At 47.0% G+C, this 16,010-nt stretch carries 13 protein-coding genes; 6 read left to right on the top strand and 7 right to left on the bottom strand.

The features are described from left to right. Positions 1-23: 23 nt before the first annotated feature. From gyrA to dnaA, 6 genes are all read right to left on the bottom strand, one after another. Positions 24-2,591 (bottom strand): DNA gyrase subunit A, encoded by a 2,568-nt coding sequence (gyrA, locus tag GVY43_RS11315; RefSeq protein WP_015880210.1) that lies wholly within the window; start codon positions 2,589-2,591, stop codon positions 24-26. Between the two features lie 22 nt (positions 2,592-2,613). Next, positions 2,614-4,542: a DNA topoisomerase (ATP-hydrolyzing) subunit B gene (gene gyrB / locus GVY43_RS11320; RefSeq protein WP_074035264.1), complete on the bottom strand. Its 1,929-nt coding sequence runs from the start codon at positions 4,540-4,542 to the stop codon at positions 2,614-2,616. Between the two features lie 49 nt (positions 4,543-4,591). Beyond that, entirely contained in the window at positions 4,592-5,710 is a 1,119-nt protein-coding gene (gene recF, locus GVY43_RS11325) for a DNA replication/repair protein RecF (RefSeq protein ID WP_159563190.1), read from the bottom strand. A gap of 1 nt (position 5,711) precedes the next feature. Then, a complete protein-coding gene (yaaA, locus tag GVY43_RS11330) occupies positions 5,712-5,927 on the bottom strand; it encodes a S4 domain-containing protein YaaA (protein ID WP_015880213.1) in 216 nt (71 codons plus the stop codon). A 126-nt stretch (positions 5,928-6,053) separates the two neighbouring features. After that, complete coding sequence (gene dnaN / locus GVY43_RS11335; protein WP_026824743.1) at positions 6,054-7,193, bottom strand: DNA polymerase III subunit beta; 1,140 nt, start codon at positions 7,191-7,193, stop codon at positions 6,054-6,056. Positions 7,194-7,389: 196 nt separating this feature from the next. Continuing rightward, a complete protein-coding gene (dnaA, locus tag GVY43_RS11340; protein ID WP_159563191.1) occupies positions 7,390-8,769 on the bottom strand; it encodes a chromosomal replication initiator protein DnaA in 1,380 nt (459 codons plus the stop codon). A 764-nt stretch (positions 8,770-9,533) separates the two neighbouring features. Here dnaA and rpmH point away from each other — a divergent pair. The 4 genes from rpmH (at position 9,534) to GVY43_RS11360 (ending at position 11,780) form a co-directional block, all read left to right on the top strand. Continuing rightward, a complete protein-coding gene (rpmH, locus tag GVY43_RS11345; RefSeq protein WP_015880216.1) occupies positions 9,534-9,668 on the top strand; it encodes a 50S ribosomal protein L34 in 135 nt (44 codons plus the stop codon). A gap of 154 nt (positions 9,669-9,822) precedes the next feature. Next, on the top strand, positions 9,823-10,167 hold the full coding sequence (gene rnpA / locus GVY43_RS11350; protein ID WP_015880217.1) for a ribonuclease P protein component: 345 nt from the start codon (positions 9,823-9,825) through the stop codon (positions 10,165-10,167). A 104-nt stretch (positions 10,168-10,271) separates the two neighbouring features. Further along, on the top strand, positions 10,272-11,132 hold the full coding sequence (gene yidC / locus GVY43_RS11355; protein ID WP_015880218.1) for a membrane protein insertase YidC: 861 nt from the start codon (positions 10,272-10,274) through the stop codon (positions 11,130-11,132). Positions 11,133-11,234: 102 nt separating this feature from the next. Continuing rightward, positions 11,235-11,780: an HdeD family acid-resistance protein gene (locus GVY43_RS11360; protein ID WP_159563192.1), complete on the top strand. Its 546-nt coding sequence runs from the start codon at positions 11,235-11,237 to the stop codon at positions 11,778-11,780. A 13-nt stretch (positions 11,781-11,793) separates the two neighbouring features. Here the strand turns inward: GVY43_RS11360 and GVY43_RS11365 are convergent, their stop codons facing one another. Next, positions 11,794-12,552, bottom strand: a complete 759-nt coding sequence (locus GVY43_RS11365; protein WP_159563193.1) for a nucleotidyltransferase domain-containing protein — start codon at positions 12,550-12,552, stop codon at positions 11,794-11,796. Between the two features lie 172 nt (positions 12,553-12,724). On the opposite strand from GVY43_RS11365, the gene mnmE reads away from it, so the two are divergent. Continuing rightward, positions 12,725-14,104, top strand: coding sequence for a tRNA uridine-5-carboxymethylaminomethyl(34) synthesis GTPase MnmE (gene mnmE, locus GVY43_RS11370; protein WP_031424082.1), 1,380 nt, complete (start codon positions 12,725-12,727; stop codon positions 14,102-14,104). 15 nt (positions 14,105-14,119) lie between these two features. Then, positions 14,120-16,006 (top strand): tRNA uridine-5-carboxymethylaminomethyl(34) synthesis enzyme MnmG, encoded by a 1,887-nt coding sequence (mnmG, locus tag GVY43_RS11375; RefSeq protein ID WP_074035252.1) that lies wholly within the window; start codon positions 14,120-14,122, stop codon positions 16,004-16,006. The last annotated feature ends 4 nt before the right edge of the window (positions 16,007-16,010 follow it).

Genomic DNA, 16,010 nt, shown 5'->3' on the forward strand with positions numbered 1-16,010 from the left:
GAAACACCGTTCGACCTCTCGTCTTACTCATTCACATCAGACGATTCATCGGTTTCAGGTGCTTCATCCTCAAACCCATTCTCCAAATCGACTGCTGATTCCTCTTCTAACTCATCTTTTTTCAACTTTGCGATAGTCGCTAAACGATCGCCCTCTTCGATGTTCATCACTTTCACACCGCGAGTACTTCGACCCATTTGAGAGATCGTTTGTGAATCAATCCGAATCGCAACACCGAGTTCGGTCATCAGCATGATGTCATCGTCTTCATCAACGACACGCATCCCGACGACTGTTCCACGATCTGTCTTAATTCCGATGATACCGGAACCACCACGACCTTGTGTGCGGAACTGCTCCATGGCCGTACGTTTTCCGTATCCTTTTTCAGTGATAATCAAGACGTCTTGCGTGGTACGAACGATTTCCATCGAGACGACCAAATCGTCTTCCTTCTTCAATCGAATCGCGCGAACGCCTCGTGCCGTACGTCCCATCGAACGAACTTCTCCTTCGAGAGGGAAGCGAATCGACATACCTTGGCGTGTGACGATCAACATTTCATCGTCGCTCTTCGCTAAACGGACCGTGACGAGTTCATCTGTCTCATTCAAACTGATGGCACGTAGACCGTTTTTGTTGATTCGGGCGTATGCCGAAAGTGGCGAACGCTTAATCAATCCTTCTTTCGTGATGAAGACGAGAGACAACTGCTCGTCTGCTACTTCTTCAGACTCATCCTGTGTCTCTTCCGCTACCGTTTGGTTAGCCAAGTAACTATTGAAATCGACAGGAATCATCGTTTCGACTTTTTCACCTTTGTCGATTTGCAGCAAGTTAATGATCGGCATCCCTTTCGCGGTACGGCTCATCTCAGGAATTTCGTATCCTTTGAGACGGAAGACGCGTCCGAAGTTGGTGAAGAACAGGATGGTATCGTGTGTCGACGCGGAGAGCAGACGAAGCACAAAGTCTTCATCATTCGTTCCCATACCTTGTTTCCCACGTCCACCACGGCGCTGTGTCCGATATGAATCCGATGGGATCGACTTGATATATCCTTCGCTCGTGAGCGTAATCATCATGTCGCGAACTGGGATCAAATCTTCGTCCTCGAGTTCAACGATATCCGTACGAATCACCGTACGACGAGCATCACCATATCGCTCTTTGATTTCGATTAACTCGTTACGAATGATATCGAGTAGCAATTCTTCGTCTCCGAGAATCGCACGAAGTTCTTCGATTAACGCTTTCACTTCACGATATTCGCCTTCAATCTTCTCACGTTCCAAACCAGTCAAGCGTTGGAGACGCATATCTAAGATTGCTTGCGTCTGTTCAGTCGAAAGTCCAAAGCGGGCAATCAACTTTTCACGAGCCTCGTCACCTGTGCGTGTGCTACGGATGATGGCGATGACTTCATCCAAGTGATCCAAGGCAACACGAAGACCTTCTAAAATGTGGGCACGTGCTTCCGCTTTGTCTAAATCGAATTGCGTCCGACGACGCACGACCTCTTTTTGGTGTTCGATGTAGTAATAGATTGCTTGTTTGATGTTCAACGTTTTTGGACGACCGCCTACAAGCGCGAGCATGTTAACACCGAACGTCGTTTGCATCGGTGTTTGCTTGTACAAGTTATTCAAGATGACACTCGCATTCGCGTCGCGGCGAACTTCAATCACGATGCGCATCCCGTTACGGTCTGATTCATCGCGTAAGTCCGTGATTCCCTCGATTTTCTTGTCGCGAACCAAATCGGCAATCTTTTCAACGAGACGCGCTTTGTTGACTTGGTAAGGAATCTCGTGCACGAGGATCCGTTCACGGCCATTTTTCAAGACCTCGATTTCAGCTTTCGCACGCATCGTAATCGATCCACGTCCAGTTTCGTATGCACGACGAATCCCACTACGTCCCAAAATCTCTCCCGCAGTCGGGAAATCAGGACCCGGGATATGTTGCATCAATTCTGCAATCGTGATGTCCGGGTTGTGAGAAAGCGCCAGTACACCGTCGATGACCTCGTTCAAGTTATGAGGCGGAACGTTCGTCGCCATACCAACGGCAATCCCGCTCGTCCCGTTCACAAGGAAGTTCGGGAAACGTGCCGGAAGTACGACTGGTTCTTTTTCTTCACCATCGAAGTTTGGTTGATAATCAATCGTGTTTTTTCCGATGTCTCGTACGAGTTCCATCGCAATTTTAGACATACGTGCCTCGGTATAACGCATCGCAGCGGCCGAGTCGCCATCGACTGAACCGAAGTTCCCGTGACCGTCGACTAATTCGTAGCGATAACTGAAGTCCTGAGCCATGCGGACCATCGTCTCATAAACGGCTGAGTCACCGTGTGGGTGGTACTTACCGATGACGTCCCCGACGACACGCGCCGACTTCTTATGTGGCTTGTCCGCGCGAATACCTAGTTCGTTCATCGCATATAAAATACGACGGTGAACCGGCTTTAATCCATCTCGCACGTCCGGAAGGGCACGTGATACGATGACGCTCATCGCGTAGTCCATGAACGACGTTCGCATCTCCTGGCTAATATTTATATCCTTGATATTTTCTTGTTCTGCCATTCGTTATTGCCTACCCTTCTTATTAAATATCGAGGTTCTTCACGTAATGGGCGTGAGATTGAATAAAGTCACGGCGTGGTTCGACGTTGTCACCCATGAGCGTTTCGAAGATTTCATCCGCTTCGATTGCATCTTGCAGGTCGACACGAAGCATCGAACGTGTTTCCGGGTTCATCGTCGTATTCCATAACTGTTCAGGATCCATCTCTCCGAGACCCTTGTAACGTTGAACGCTATAACGTGCATTTTCAGGAAGTTGTGCAATCGCTGCCTGCAACTCACGGTCGTTTTGAACGTAGATGGTTTCTTTCCCGTGCTTCACACCATAGAGTGGTGGTTGCGCGATATAAACATATCCACTTTCAACGAGTGGGCGCATGTAACGATAGAAGAACGTCAACAATAACGTCCGAATGTGCGCACCATCGACATCGGCATCGGTCATGATGATGAGTTTATGATAGCGCGCTTTCGATAAGTCAAACTCATCGGCAATCCCTGTTCCGAGAGCAGTGATGATGGTCCGGACTTCTTGGTTGGCCAAAATCTTATCAAGACGTGCTTTCTCAACGTTGATGATTTTCCCTCGAATCGGAAGGATGGCTTGGAAGTGACGATCACGTCCAGATTTCGCAGAACCTCCCGCTGAGTCACCCTCAACGATGTATAGTTCAGATTTCGATGCATCTTTTGACGAACAGTCTGCCAATTTCCCTGGCAATGAACTGACTTCGAGAATCCCTTTCCGACGTGTCATCTCGCGTGCACGTTTCGCAGCAAGACGCGCACGTGCCGCCATCAAGCCTTTGTCGACAATGAGGCGACCGACCGACGGGTTCTCGAGTAGGAATTGTTCGAACGTGTCGCTGAACAATGTGTCCGTTGCCGTACGCGCATCGGCATTCCCGAGTTTTGTCTTCGTCTGCCCTTCAAACTGAGGAGAAGGGTGCTTGACCGAAACAATCGCCGTCAATCCTTCACGGACATCATCCCCTGAGAGGCTACCATCGGCTTCCTTCATCAATCCGAATCGCTTCGCATAATCATTAATGGCACGGGTGAGCGCCGTCTTAAATCCAGTCTCGTGCGTCCCACCTTCATGCGTCGGAATGTTGTTCGTGAATGAATAAATGTTACTTGCGAAACCTTCGTTGTATTGAAGCGCGATCTCGACTTCGATTCCGTCTTTCGTACCGTGTACGTACACAGGCTCCTCATGAATCGACGCTTTTGACCGGTTCAAGTGCTCGACATAAGACTTGATTCCGCCCTCATAGTGATAGTTCCGTTCAATCGTCTCGTCACTACGATCATCTTTAGCCACGATTCGTAACCCTTTGTTCAAGAAGGCGAGCTCACGTAAGCGTGTCGCTAACAGATCAAAGTCATATTCGAGTGTCTCCTGGAAGATGTCTCCGTCTGGGAAGAAACGAACTGTCGTCCCAGTCGTGTCAGTCGTCCCGACGATTTCGAGTTCACCTTGTGGGACACCACGTTTGAACGATTGGTAATATACGTTTCCATCGCGACGAACGAACACTTCAAGTTTCGTCGATAAGGCGTTAACAACCGACGCCCCGACACCGTGAAGACCACCTGATACTTTGTATCCGCCACCGCCGAACTTACCACCTGCGTGCAACACCGTGAAAATAACTTCAACGGCAGGTCGACCCGTTTTCTTTTGAACATCGACCGGAATCCCACGTCCGTTGTCTTCAACAACGATCGAGTTCCCTGGTTCAACCGTCACTGTGATCGTGTCACAATAACCAGCGAGCGCCTCATCGATTGAGTTATCGACAATCTCCCATACCAAATGGTGGAGACCGCGAGAGCTTGTGGAACCGATATACATCCCTGGACGTTTACGGACAGCCTCTAAGCCTTCAAGGACTTGAATCTGATCGGCGCCGTACGCTTGCAATTCTTTTTCATTTTCATTACTCATCGGTTATTTTCACCTACTATACATGATTTGGTGTTCCTTCTTGCCACGATTACACGGACTCCGTTTCAACCTCACCTTGTTTCACGTGAAACACTTTAGCTTGTTGAATGGTCTCATGTGCAATCCCGTCAATGTTTGTTGTAGTCAAAATCGTTTGTACTTTCCGTCCCATCGTATCGAGGAGATGGGTTTGGCGATGATCGTCAAGCTCAGATAACACATCGTCTAATAACAACAGAGGATATTCGCCTACTTCTTCATGAATCAATTCAATCTCAGCTAGCTTCAATGACAAGGCCGCCGTTCGTTGCTGACCTTGTGAACCGAACGTTTGAACGTTTCGATTGTTGACATACAATTCAAAATCGTCACGATGCGGACCAAACAAGGTCACACCTCTTCGTCGTTCGTTCTCTCTTATTTTATCAAACTTTTGACGATACGTTTCAAACATCTGTTCTTTTGAGAAGCGTTCTTTTTGGAACGTGTCGGAAACGTATTGAATCGTCAGTGTTTCGAGTTCTCTCGTGATTCCGGAATGGATGGGATTGGCCCATTTTTCGAGCTGGTCGATGAAGTGATAGCGTCTCATCACAATTTTTACGGCAAGTTCAATCAATTGATCCGTCAAGACTTCAAGTAACGTCTCGTCGCCACCTTTTGTGGATAACTGCTTCAACAAGGCGTTCCGTTGTTTCAACGTCTTCAAGTATTGATTGAGCTCGTGTAAGTACACCGGACTGACCTGACCGATTTCCATATCTAAAAATCGCCGTCTCCCTTGCGGACTGCCTTTGACGATGGCTAAGTCTTCTGGGGCGAACAAGACGACGTTAAATGCGCCGACATAGTCACTGAGACGACGTTGTTCCAAATGATTGAGCTTTGCTTTCTTGCCTTTAGGAGAAAAAGAGAGACTCTGCACCGATTCGCCCGTCCGTTTATGAATCCGTCCTTCGATACTCGCAGCATCGGCTTCCCAACCGATTAACTCACGGTCTTGTGTCGTCCGATGCGATTTTGCGAGCGCAAGTACGTAAATCGATTCGAGAAGATTCGTTTTTCCTTGGGCGTTCTCACCAATCAGAACATTCGTCTGTTCTGAAAAATCTAGCTCGAGGGTTTCGTAGTTGCGATAGTTTTGCAATCGGATCGACTTTAAATGCACGTCAGTTTCCCTCGATTTGATATTCCCCGAAGCCTTCGACTTCGATTGTATCTCCATCTCTTAATTTACGACCACGGCGTTGGTCCTGCTCACCGTTCACTTTAATCATGACATCCTCTAAAAAGAACTTTGCTTGTCCCCCACTCGAGATGATATCTGCTAATTTTAAAAATTGTCCGAGTGTTACATACTCGGTTGTAATCGACACTTTTTCCATGTCGTCACTTCCTTTCTCACATGCTGATCTGAAAAAATCGCCATACATATTAGTTTATCGAAAATCGTCGAATAAGGCAAAAAGAGGGATGACAAGGCAAGACACCTCATCATCCCTACCCGCAGCTTACGATGTGCGGACTGGCAAAATCAGTTGAAGAACACTATCTTGTTCAACCGGTCGTAAAATGAACGGTCGCATCGAACCCGTGAACTGGATTTCGATTTCAGATGCATCGAGTGCGCGGAGCGCGTCCATCACGAATTTTGAGTTGAAGGAAATTTTTAGTTCTTCTCCTTCAAGCGACAGGATGCTGACACGTTCCGACACTTTTCCGACTTCCGGCGAGTGTGAAGAGACTTCAACTGCCGTTGTATCTTCCGCCACAAATTTAATGACGTTGTTGCGATCGGCACGTGCTAGGAGTGATGCACGGTCAATGGCCTGTAAGAACTCTTTCGCATTCATCCGAACGGCTGTGCGATATTCTTCCGGAATGAGACGTGACGTGTCTGGATAGGCACCGTCTAACAAACGAGAGAAGAATGAGATGTTTTTCATACGGAATAAAATTTGTTGGTCCGTTAAGACGATTTCAATCGGCAACTCTTCACGGTCGAGTAATTTTGCCAATTCGTTGAGTGAGCGACCAGGAACGACGACATTTTGGAACGTCAAATCGTTATCTGTCTCAAACCGCGCACGACGAAGCGCCAGACGGTGGCTATCGGTTGCGACACATGTAAGGAAGCCCTTCTCTGCTGAGAAGTTAACCCCTGTCAATACGGGACGTGTCTCCTGTGAAGAAACAGCGAAGCTCGTCTGACGGATGATGGTCTTCAATAGATCAGCCGGCAAATAGAAGCGACGATCACTCGCAAGTTCAGGTAGGCGTGGATATTCATCCGGGTCAAGACCGTTTAAATGGAACTCTGCTTGACCAGACTCAATGCGCGTCATGAAGTTCGGTGAAACTTCGAGTGTGACCTCGTTCGTCGGTAACTTCTTCACAATTTCTCCTAAGAAGCGTGCGTTCAACACGACGCTTCCAGCACGTTGAATTTGAATGAGTTCAATTCCACCCTCTTCGATTGGAATCAAGCGTTCAATCGAAATCTCGGTATCACTTCCTGTCAGTGTTAAGCCATCCGCATGTGCTTCAAGTTTCAAGCCTGTCAAAATTGGAATGGTCGTTCGTGAAGCCACAGCTTTTGATACGTCTTGTACGGCTTGCATGAATACATCTCGTTGAATCGTTAAATGCATGTGGATAATTCCTCCTAAGGTGAAATGAGTTCATTTCCTAATAATATAATAGTATTAATTAAGTCATAATAGTAATAAGGGCTGTGGATACTGGGGATAAGTCCCCTAATCCATACGTGTTAAGCCATTTCGCCTGTGAATAACTTGTGGATAACTAAGGTGGTTTATCCACAGGATATCCACAGAGAATTCTTCATTAGTTAGAAAGTGCCTTCTTCAACGTTTGAATCGTCTCTTGCATTTCCACATCGTTCTTTAGAAGGGTGCTAATTTTTTCATGTGCATGAATCACAGTCGTGTGATCACGCCCTCCGAACTCTTCCCCGATTTTTGGTAAAGAGCTCTCCGTCATCTCCCGCGAGAGATACATTGCGATTTGACGTGGGAATGCCAACGTCTTGGTTCGCTTTTTCGAGTTCAATTCTTCTACTTGAATGTTGAAGTGTTGACCGACAACTTCTTGAATATCGCGAATGACAATTTTCTTCGCTTCCTGGACAGGCATGATATTATGAAGCGCTTCGGCTGCCACGTCCGGGTCGATTGGTCGTCCGACAAGTTTTGCATAAGCGACGACTCGTGTCAGTGCCCCTTCTAGTTCCCGAATGTTCGTATCGATTTGATTCGCGATATACAGCATGACTTCATTCGAGATATCAAGCCCTTCCGCGGTCGCTTTTTTGCGAAGAATCGCAATTCGCGTCTCAAGGTCCGGTGGTGTGATGTCTGTGATTAGGCCCCATTCAAAGCGTGAACGAAGTCGATCCTCTAGCGTCGGGATTTCTTTTGGTGGTCGATCACTTGAAATCACGATTTGTTTCTGATCATTGTGCAATGCATTGAATGTGTGGAAAAACTCTTCTTGGGTTTGTTCTTTCCCTGCTAAAAACTGAATATCATCAATCAATAGTACATCAATGTTTCGATAACGGTTCCGAAACTCACCGGTCTTATTATCCCGAATCGAATTGATAAATTCATTTGTGAACTTCTCAGAAGAGACATAGGCAATGCGAGCCCCCGGTTTTTGACCTTTTACATAATGACCAATCGCATGCATCAAATGTGTTTTACCAAGTCCAACGCCTCCGTAAATGAAGAGCGGGTTATAGGCGCGTGCAGGTGCTTCAGCGACAGCAAGTGATGCGGCGTGGGCAAAACGGTTCCCCGATCCGATGACAAACGTCTCGAAAATGTATTTGTCATTCAGTTGACCAAGATCCCCTTCCTCTTTTGAAGGTAATAGCACGGGCTGTTCTTTTGTTTCTGTCACGGCGATGGACTCATTTGACGTTCCATCCGCTGGAGCATACTTGTGTGCTTGAGATTCCTCGATGAAATGAATTTCAAGCTTGTTGTTTGTGATCTCTTCAACCGTATCTTGTAACAGAGAGAGATACTGTCGCTCTAACCACGTGACGATAAAACTGGCGGGTGCCGACACAACGAGCGTCGTTCCCATCAATGATATCCCCTCGGTTGATTTTAACCACATGTCAAAACTGGCTTTTGGAGTTCGTTCTTCTTCCTCGATTACCGATAAGACGTTTCTCCAAATCTCGCGAGCATTCTTCAATGAAAGACCTCCTTTACTCACATGTTGGGTAAAACTTATTCACACGATATACACATACACTATTCTATAGTAGAAACTAGGGTTATCCCCAGAGAACAAAAACTGTGGATAAAGTTATCCACATGGTGTTCATTATGGGGATAACACTTATCCACAGCCTGTGTATATCTTGGAATCACGAATTGTTCATCCACAAGTTTGTGCACATTCAGTTTAGCAAAATAAAATAGACGTGGCAATGCTTTTTGGTATTTATCCACAGATAAAGAAAAGTATCCACACCCACTTATCCACATGCTGTGTGTTTTGTGGATAACCTGTGGATATATTGTGGATAAAGCACTAATGATAGAATATGAGATGAAAAAGTTATACACAAAAGAGGAAGAAGTGAAATGAAAGATTGTTTTTGTAAAAGAAGAAAATGAAAAAATAAAGAATAAGAATATGAAAAAAGAGGAGTTATTCACATATAAATGTGGATAACTTCGAGATTTTGTGGATAAAATGGCTCAACGTGGCTATTTATAAAGACCGTTTATAAAATACGTAAAGGTTGTGTATACATTCATCCCCTACTCGTCCTTCGGATAAGGATCGAATCCATGTGGATGAATGCTTTCTGAGTGCCTCATTCTACGAATTCGAAAACCATCCGAAAATACATTGACAATTGTTGAATCGATTTATATAATCTTAAAGACTGCCTTAAATGAAACTATAACTTGCTAATAGAGCGTTAATCTTGAGGAGGTGCTGTAACCATGAAACCAACTTTCAACCCTAACAACCGTAAGCGTAAGAAAGTTCACGGATTCCGTGCACGCATGGCGACTAAAAACGGTCGCAACATTCTTGCTGCTCGTCGTCGTAAAGGCCGTAAAGCCTTGACTGTATAATTCTGAATGAAGATTGCCCGGGGATCCTTTCCTCGGGCAATTTTTTAGTTTGTCACAGAAACGTAGTATTTCATGGATTCTCCCTCGTTCAAATGATGTGGATATGATATGATGTTAGTTGACGATTTTTGAAGCGAAGGATGGAGTGAGAATTTTGAAAAAAGAATACCGCCTGCAAAAGAATGAAGAGTTCCAAGCGGTGTTTCGCGAAGGACGCTCCGTGGCCAATCGTCAGTTTGTCGTCTACACGCTCAAAGCGGATCAAACGCATTTCAGAGTGGGTCTTTCCGTCAGTAAGAAACTTGGAAATGCTGTGGAACGGAACCGGATGAAACGATTGATGCGTGAGTCGCTTCGCTTGCTCGAACCAAACGTTGCACCGAATGATTATGTCATCATCGCTCGAAAACCTGCGACCGCATTGACGCAGTCGGAAGTAACCGAGAGTTTGAAACACGTATTCAAACGGGCCAAGGTTTGGCAAAAGCAGGGCCGGTGACCATGACAATCTGAATTTGTTCTCTCATATAATTAGAGTCTGATAAGATTGCCCGATCGACGTGTGCGTTAAAAAGAATTGATAAAGAAAGCGTAGGAGGAACTATGAGCAAAAAGCTAAAATTAGGATTACTCGCTGCCATGACCGCGGTCATCATGCTGATGGCAGGCTGTGTGGATCCGTCTACCATCCAAGCCGAACCAGTAACGGCTGACACAGAAGGTTTCTGGGCGAAGTACTTTGTATGGCCGCTCGCATGGCTTTTGAAGGAAGTTGCTTACTTGGTCGGTGGCCCGTGGCAATACGGGATTTCAATCATCATCGCGACGATTATCGTCCGGTTATTGATTCTCCCACTCATGATCAAGCAGACGAAGAGTATGGGTGCGATGCAAGTGTTGCAACCAGAAATGCTGAAGCTTCGTGAAAAGTACAGCTCAAAAGACCAGGAAACACAACGTAAACTCCAAGAAGAGATGATGAAGCTTTATCAGGAATACCAAATCAACCCGCTCGCGGGATGTTTGCCAATCTTGATTCAAATGCCGATTCTCTTCGCATTCTATGATGCGATTCGCCGTACACCTGAGATTTTCGAAGCGAACTTCTTATGGTTCGACCTCGGTGCTCCGGATCCAACGTTCGTCTTGCCGATTTTAGCGGCAATCTTGACGTTCGCACAACAAAAAATCTCAATGGCGGGTCAAGAACAGAACCCGCAGTTGAAGATGATGCTTTATATCTTCCCGGTCATGATCTTCGTCATGTCGATCAACCTCCCAGCTGCCCTTTCGTTATACTGGGTAGTCGGTTATATCATCTCGATCATCGTCACGATGGCAATCATGCTCCCGATGCGTGAGAAGATGAAGGTTGCGGCTGAAGCGAAAATCGCTGCGAAAGAAGCAGAGCGTGCAGCGCTTGCTGAAGAAGAAAAGAAAAACAAAAAGAAAAAGCGTAAATAATCGCTAAGCTGAGTGTCTTCTGACGCTCAGCTTTTTTTTGTGGGATTGCAAGCCAGTCAGAGGGGAATAGAGATAGAAACGAGTAAACGGAGGTGTGGGAAAATGGAGGCATTCATTCAGCGTTTGGAACGTTCGACGTTATGGCAAGCGGTCATTTATTTTGTACTTGGTGTTCTCATTCTGTTATATCCTCGATTTTTCTTTGATGTCATGGTGTATGTCATTGCCGGTTATTTAGCGATCATGGGGATTTGGATGATCTTTCAAGGGTTGCGTCGACGTCAGGGAGGGTTGCCACCCACTTTCTTTATGGGTCTCATCTATTTGATTTTGGCAGTGGTCGTCTTTTTCTTCGCGGAGACGCTAGCTAGTCTTCTCCCGATTTTGATCGGAGCCTTGTTCTTATTCGGTGGAATTATCCGCCTGATTCAGGCACTCGGTTACCGTCAATCGATGTCGGGACGATGGCTTTGGTTTTTGATTGGAAGTCTATTGTGGATAGGTGTCGGGATTCTCATGTTGACGAATCCGTTCAGTAGTCTACTTGTCTTGTTCCAACTGTTCGGCGGCATTCTCATCGCCATCGCGATACTGGAACTGTTCCTCTATTTCACGATTCGTTCGACGAAACGCCAAGCAAGATACTAAAAAACAAGCCGCCCTATATGCCAGGACGGCTTGTTTCTCGTTGAATCAACTGTTCCATGAACGGTCCGAACACGTTGTAGCCAGGTAGTGATGTGAAAAAAGTTTGCTCTACCTGAAGTCGCTCCAGATAGATGTGGGCGGCTTTTTCGTGTGAGGCGGGGGTCAAATGGTCATAAAATGAGCGGAGGTCGATTTTTTGTCGCTGCGTCACATCTTTTAAACCAAGGGAAGCCCGGTCCGGTGTGTGGTGAGCGGCTAACACATATGCGAAATGGACCATTCCTTGCCGGAGCATCTCCGTTGCCCACATCGCGTTGCCTCGATTGCGTGATTTTGTATATTGGAAAAAGAACCACACGGTATCGAACGCATGGTCACTGATTGCCGCTTCGTCTAATTGCAAGGAAGTGGCGTGTCTAGCAAGTCGCTGTTGTGGGTCGTAGAGCACATGAATCGAGTCTTGATGATTCAACGTCTCTTGCGTGACCGTGAACAGGTCGAGGTGAAGAAAATCATCAAAGACGGCGATGAGTTGTGGAGCGACGATGTGAATCTCGTCTTTTAACAGAATCGGACGATAGGCGGTTACATGCTCGAGGCGTCTAGATAGAAAAGAGACCTCTTCATCGGGGTGTACCATGACATAGAGGTCGATATCTGAATGTTCATCGGCTTCTCCCCGACCGAATGAACCCTTCATAAAAATCGCTTGAACCGCTTCATCGTGCTGTAATCGTTCGGTGATGATTCGGATTGCGTCTTGCTGTTTCATCTTTAGATCATCTCTCTCCTATGTAAATATATTCCTTTATTGTACGAAAACGATGAGTCGAATGGCAATGACTTTATCAATGGTCCAACTCTTTCGTTCAAGTCGAATATCGTGTATAGTAGGTTCGTTATGCATATGATAGAAGAAGATGTTTAGGTTTGGAGGGAGAAAGATGCTAGAGTTTGACACGATTACAGCGATTTCGACGCCGATGGGTGAAGGTGCCATCGGGATCGTCCGACTATCGGGCGATTTGGCGGTCGAAACGGTGAACAATGTGTTTTCTGGGAAAGACTTAACAACAGTCGATTCACATACGATTCATTATGGAACGTTAAAATATCCTAATACGGGCGAAATCGTCGATGAAGTCATGGTCAGTATTATGCGCGCGCCGAAGACGTTTACGCGAGAAGATGTCGTCGAAATCAATTGTCACGGAGGCGTCGTAGCGGTCAATCGTGTCCTTGAGCTCATTCTCGATCAACCCGACATCCGCCTAGCAGAACCGGGCGAGTTCACGAAGCGCGCCTTTTTAAATGGTCGGATCGATTTATCTCAGGCGGAAGCGGTCATGGATTTGATTCGCGCGAAGACGGACCGAGCAATGAACGTTGCGATGGCGCAAATGGAAGGACGTTTGTCACGCCTCGTTCGCGAGTTACGTCAACAATTGCTCGAGACGATTGCGGCGGTCGAGGTCAACATCGACTATCCAGAATATGACGCAGAAGAGATGACCCAGGCCATCGTCGAAGAGAAAGCGGGCGAGGTCAAACGTGTCCTCGAACAGTTACTCGAGACAGCGCGACAAGGGAAAATCTTACGTGAAGGCTTGGCCACGGCAATCATCGGTCGACCGAACGTCGGAAAATCTTCTTTGATGAACACGCTCGTTCAAGAGACAAAAGCGATTGTCACCGAAATTGCCGGTACGACACGTGACACAATTGAGGAATACGTCAACGTGAAAGGTGTTCCGCTCAAATTGATCGATACGGCAGGGATTCGCGAAACGGAAGATATCGTGGAACGAATCGGTGTGGAAAAGTCGAGAAAAGCGTTAGAAGCGGCAGATTTGGTCCTTCTCGTCTTGAACGGACATGAGGGATTGACTGTCGAGGATGAGGCGTTATTTGAGGCAGTTAAAGGAATGAATGCCATCATCATCATCAACAAGACAGACTTGCCACAAAACATGGATTCTTCTAAGCTAGAGAAACTAGCGGCAGGACGTCCAATTGTGGCGACATCGCTCTTGCTAGATGAAGGAATCGATGCCCTTGAAGCGGCCATCGCAAATCTATTCTTCGCAAAAGGTGTCGAGTCACAGGATATGACGTATATCTCAAACGCTCGACACATTCAGTTAATCAAACGAACGATTGGTCAAATTGATGAGGCGCTCGGTAGTGCCGTCATGAATATGCCGATCGACATGGTTCAAATCGATTTACGTCGTGCGTGGGATACGCTCGGTGAAATCAATGGAGATACCGTACAGGAGAGCTTGATTGATCAGCTCTTTTCACAGTTTTGTCTTGGGAAATAATAAGGAGGAACGAATATGGCTTATACGGCAGGCGAATTTGACGTCATCGTCATCGGGGCCGGACACGCAGGGATTGAATCAGCACTCGCATCGGCTCGAATGGGCGCGAAAACAGCGATGCTCACCATGAACCCTGATATGGTCGGATTCATGTATTGCAACCCATCAATCGGTGGGCCGGCGAAAGGGATCGTCGTACGTGAAATCGATGCGCTCGGTGGCGAGATGGGGCGTGCGATTGACGCGACATACATCCAAATGAAGATGCTCAACACATCGAAAGGGCCGGCGGTACGTGCGCTACGTGCACAGGCGGACAAATTCCAATACCAAAATCATATGAAGAAAGTGCTAGAAGATGAGCCGAATCTGCTGCTTCGTCAGGCGCTAGTCGAGCGCTTGTTGATTGAGGACGGAGAAGTACGTGGCGTGGTAACGAACACAGGTTCAGAATATCGCGCGAAAGCGGTCATCGTCACAACGGGAACGTTCATGCGTGGTCAAATCATCATCGGGGAATTGGCTTACGAGAGTGGTCCGAACAACCAAATGCCATCGGTCGAGCTATCGAAGCATCTTGAAGAGCTCGGTCTCGACTTAGTTCGATTCAAAACGGGAACACCGCCACGAATCGACGGCAAGACGATTGATTATTCGAAGACGGAGATTCAGCCAGGGGACGAGAATCCATCATTCTTCTCGTACACCTCGACGGACTTGGATCCGATCGAACAAATCCCGTGCTGGCTCACGTACACGAGCGAACGTACACACCAATTGATTGATGAGAACTTGCATCGCTCACCGATGTATTCGGGTGCGATTAAAGGAACGGGGCCCCGTTATTGCCCATCAATCGAAGATAAGGTCGTTCGCTTTAATGATAAACCGCGTCACCAAATCTTCTTAGAGCCAGAAGGTCGCGATACGGAAGAAATCTATGTCCAAGGCTTTTCGACGAGTATGCCAGAAGACGTGCAACATCAGATGCTTCGCACGATCCCGGGTCTTGAAAATTCAGAGATGATGCGTCCCGGTTATGCGATTGAATACGATGCGGTCGTACCGACACAGCTTTGGCCAACTCTCGAAACAAAAGCTGTCCCAGGTCTTTTCACAGCGGGACAAATCAACGGGACGAGCGGGTACGAAGAAGCGGCTGGACAGGGCATCATGGCGGGAATCAACGCCGCATGCAAAGTGCTCGGAAAAGATCCGGTCATCTTGGACCGTTCGCAAGCGTACATCGGCGTCTTAATCGATGACCTCGTGACGAAAGGTACGAACGAACCGTATCGCCTTCTCACATCACGTGCCGAATACCGTCTTTTGTTGCGTCATGACAATGCGGACTTGCGACTCAGCGACATCGGGTATGAGATCGGCTTACTTTCAGAAGATCGTCACACTCACCTCAACGAGAAGCGTGTAGCGATTGAAAAAGAAGTGAAGCGACTTGCGTCACTTGTCGTCAAACCGACACCTGAAGTCAATGCGATGCTCGAATCGGTCGGTGCGCACCCGCTTAAAGAAGCGACGCATGCCAACATCTTGTTGAAACGTCCGGAAGTATCTTATGAAGCACTCATGACGGTCGTTCCGTCAACGGAAGAATTGTCGTATGAAGTGAAAGAGCAAGTCGAGATTCAAGTGAAGTATGAAGGTTATATTTCCAAACAGCTTGAACAAGTCGAGAAGATGCGTCGCATGGAAGAAAAACGAATCCCGGAAAACTTGGATTACGATGCGATCGGTGGTCTCGCGACAGAAGCGAAACAAAAACTAAAACAAGTTCGTCCTCTTTCGATCGGTCAAGCGTCTCGTATCTCAGGCGTAAACCCAGCAGACGTGTCAATCTTGCTCGTCTATATCGAACAAGGACAATACGCAACGGTGGAGTGAAACG

This window comes from Exiguobacterium sp. 8H (assembly GCF_902506255.1).
Taxonomy (GTDB): Bacteria; Bacillota; Bacilli; order Exiguobacteriales; family Exiguobacteriaceae; genus Exiguobacterium; species Exiguobacterium profundum.

Bases quoted from the DNA above. Each gene is read 5' to 3' on its own strand.
- dnaN (WP_026824743.1), bottom strand. From the start codon at position 7,193: ATGCATTTAACGATTCAACGAGATGTATTCATGCAAGCCGTACAAGAC.
- GVY43_RS11360 (WP_159563192.1), top strand. From the start codon at position 11,235: ATGGAGGCATTCATTCAGCGTTTGGAACGTTCGACGTTATGGCAAGCG.
- GVY43_RS11365 (WP_159563193.1), bottom strand. From the start codon at position 12,552: ATGAAACAGCAAGACGCAATCCGAATCATCACCGAACGATTACAGCAC.
- yaaA (WP_015880213.1), bottom strand. From the start codon at position 5,927: ATGGAAAAAGTGTCGATTACAACCGAGTATGTAACACTCGGACAATTT.
- mnmE (WP_031424082.1), top strand. From the start codon at position 12,725: ATGCTAGAGTTTGACACGATTACAGCGATTTCGACGCCGATGGGTGAA.
- gyrA (WP_015880210.1), bottom strand. From the start codon at position 2,591: ATGGCAGAACAAGAAAATATCAAGGATATAAATATTAGCCAGGAGATG.
- rpmH (WP_015880216.1), top strand. From the start codon at position 9,534: ATGAAACCAACTTTCAACCCTAACAACCGTAAGCGTAAGAAAGTTCAC.
- mnmG (WP_074035252.1), top strand. From the start codon at position 14,120: ATGGCTTATACGGCAGGCGAATTTGACGTCATCGTCATCGGGGCCGGA.
- gyrB (WP_074035264.1), bottom strand. From the start codon at position 4,542: ATGAGTAATGAAAATGAAAAAGAATTGCAAGCGTACGGCGCCGATCAG.
- yidC (WP_015880218.1), top strand. From the start codon at position 10,272: ATGAGCAAAAAGCTAAAATTAGGATTACTCGCTGCCATGACCGCGGTC.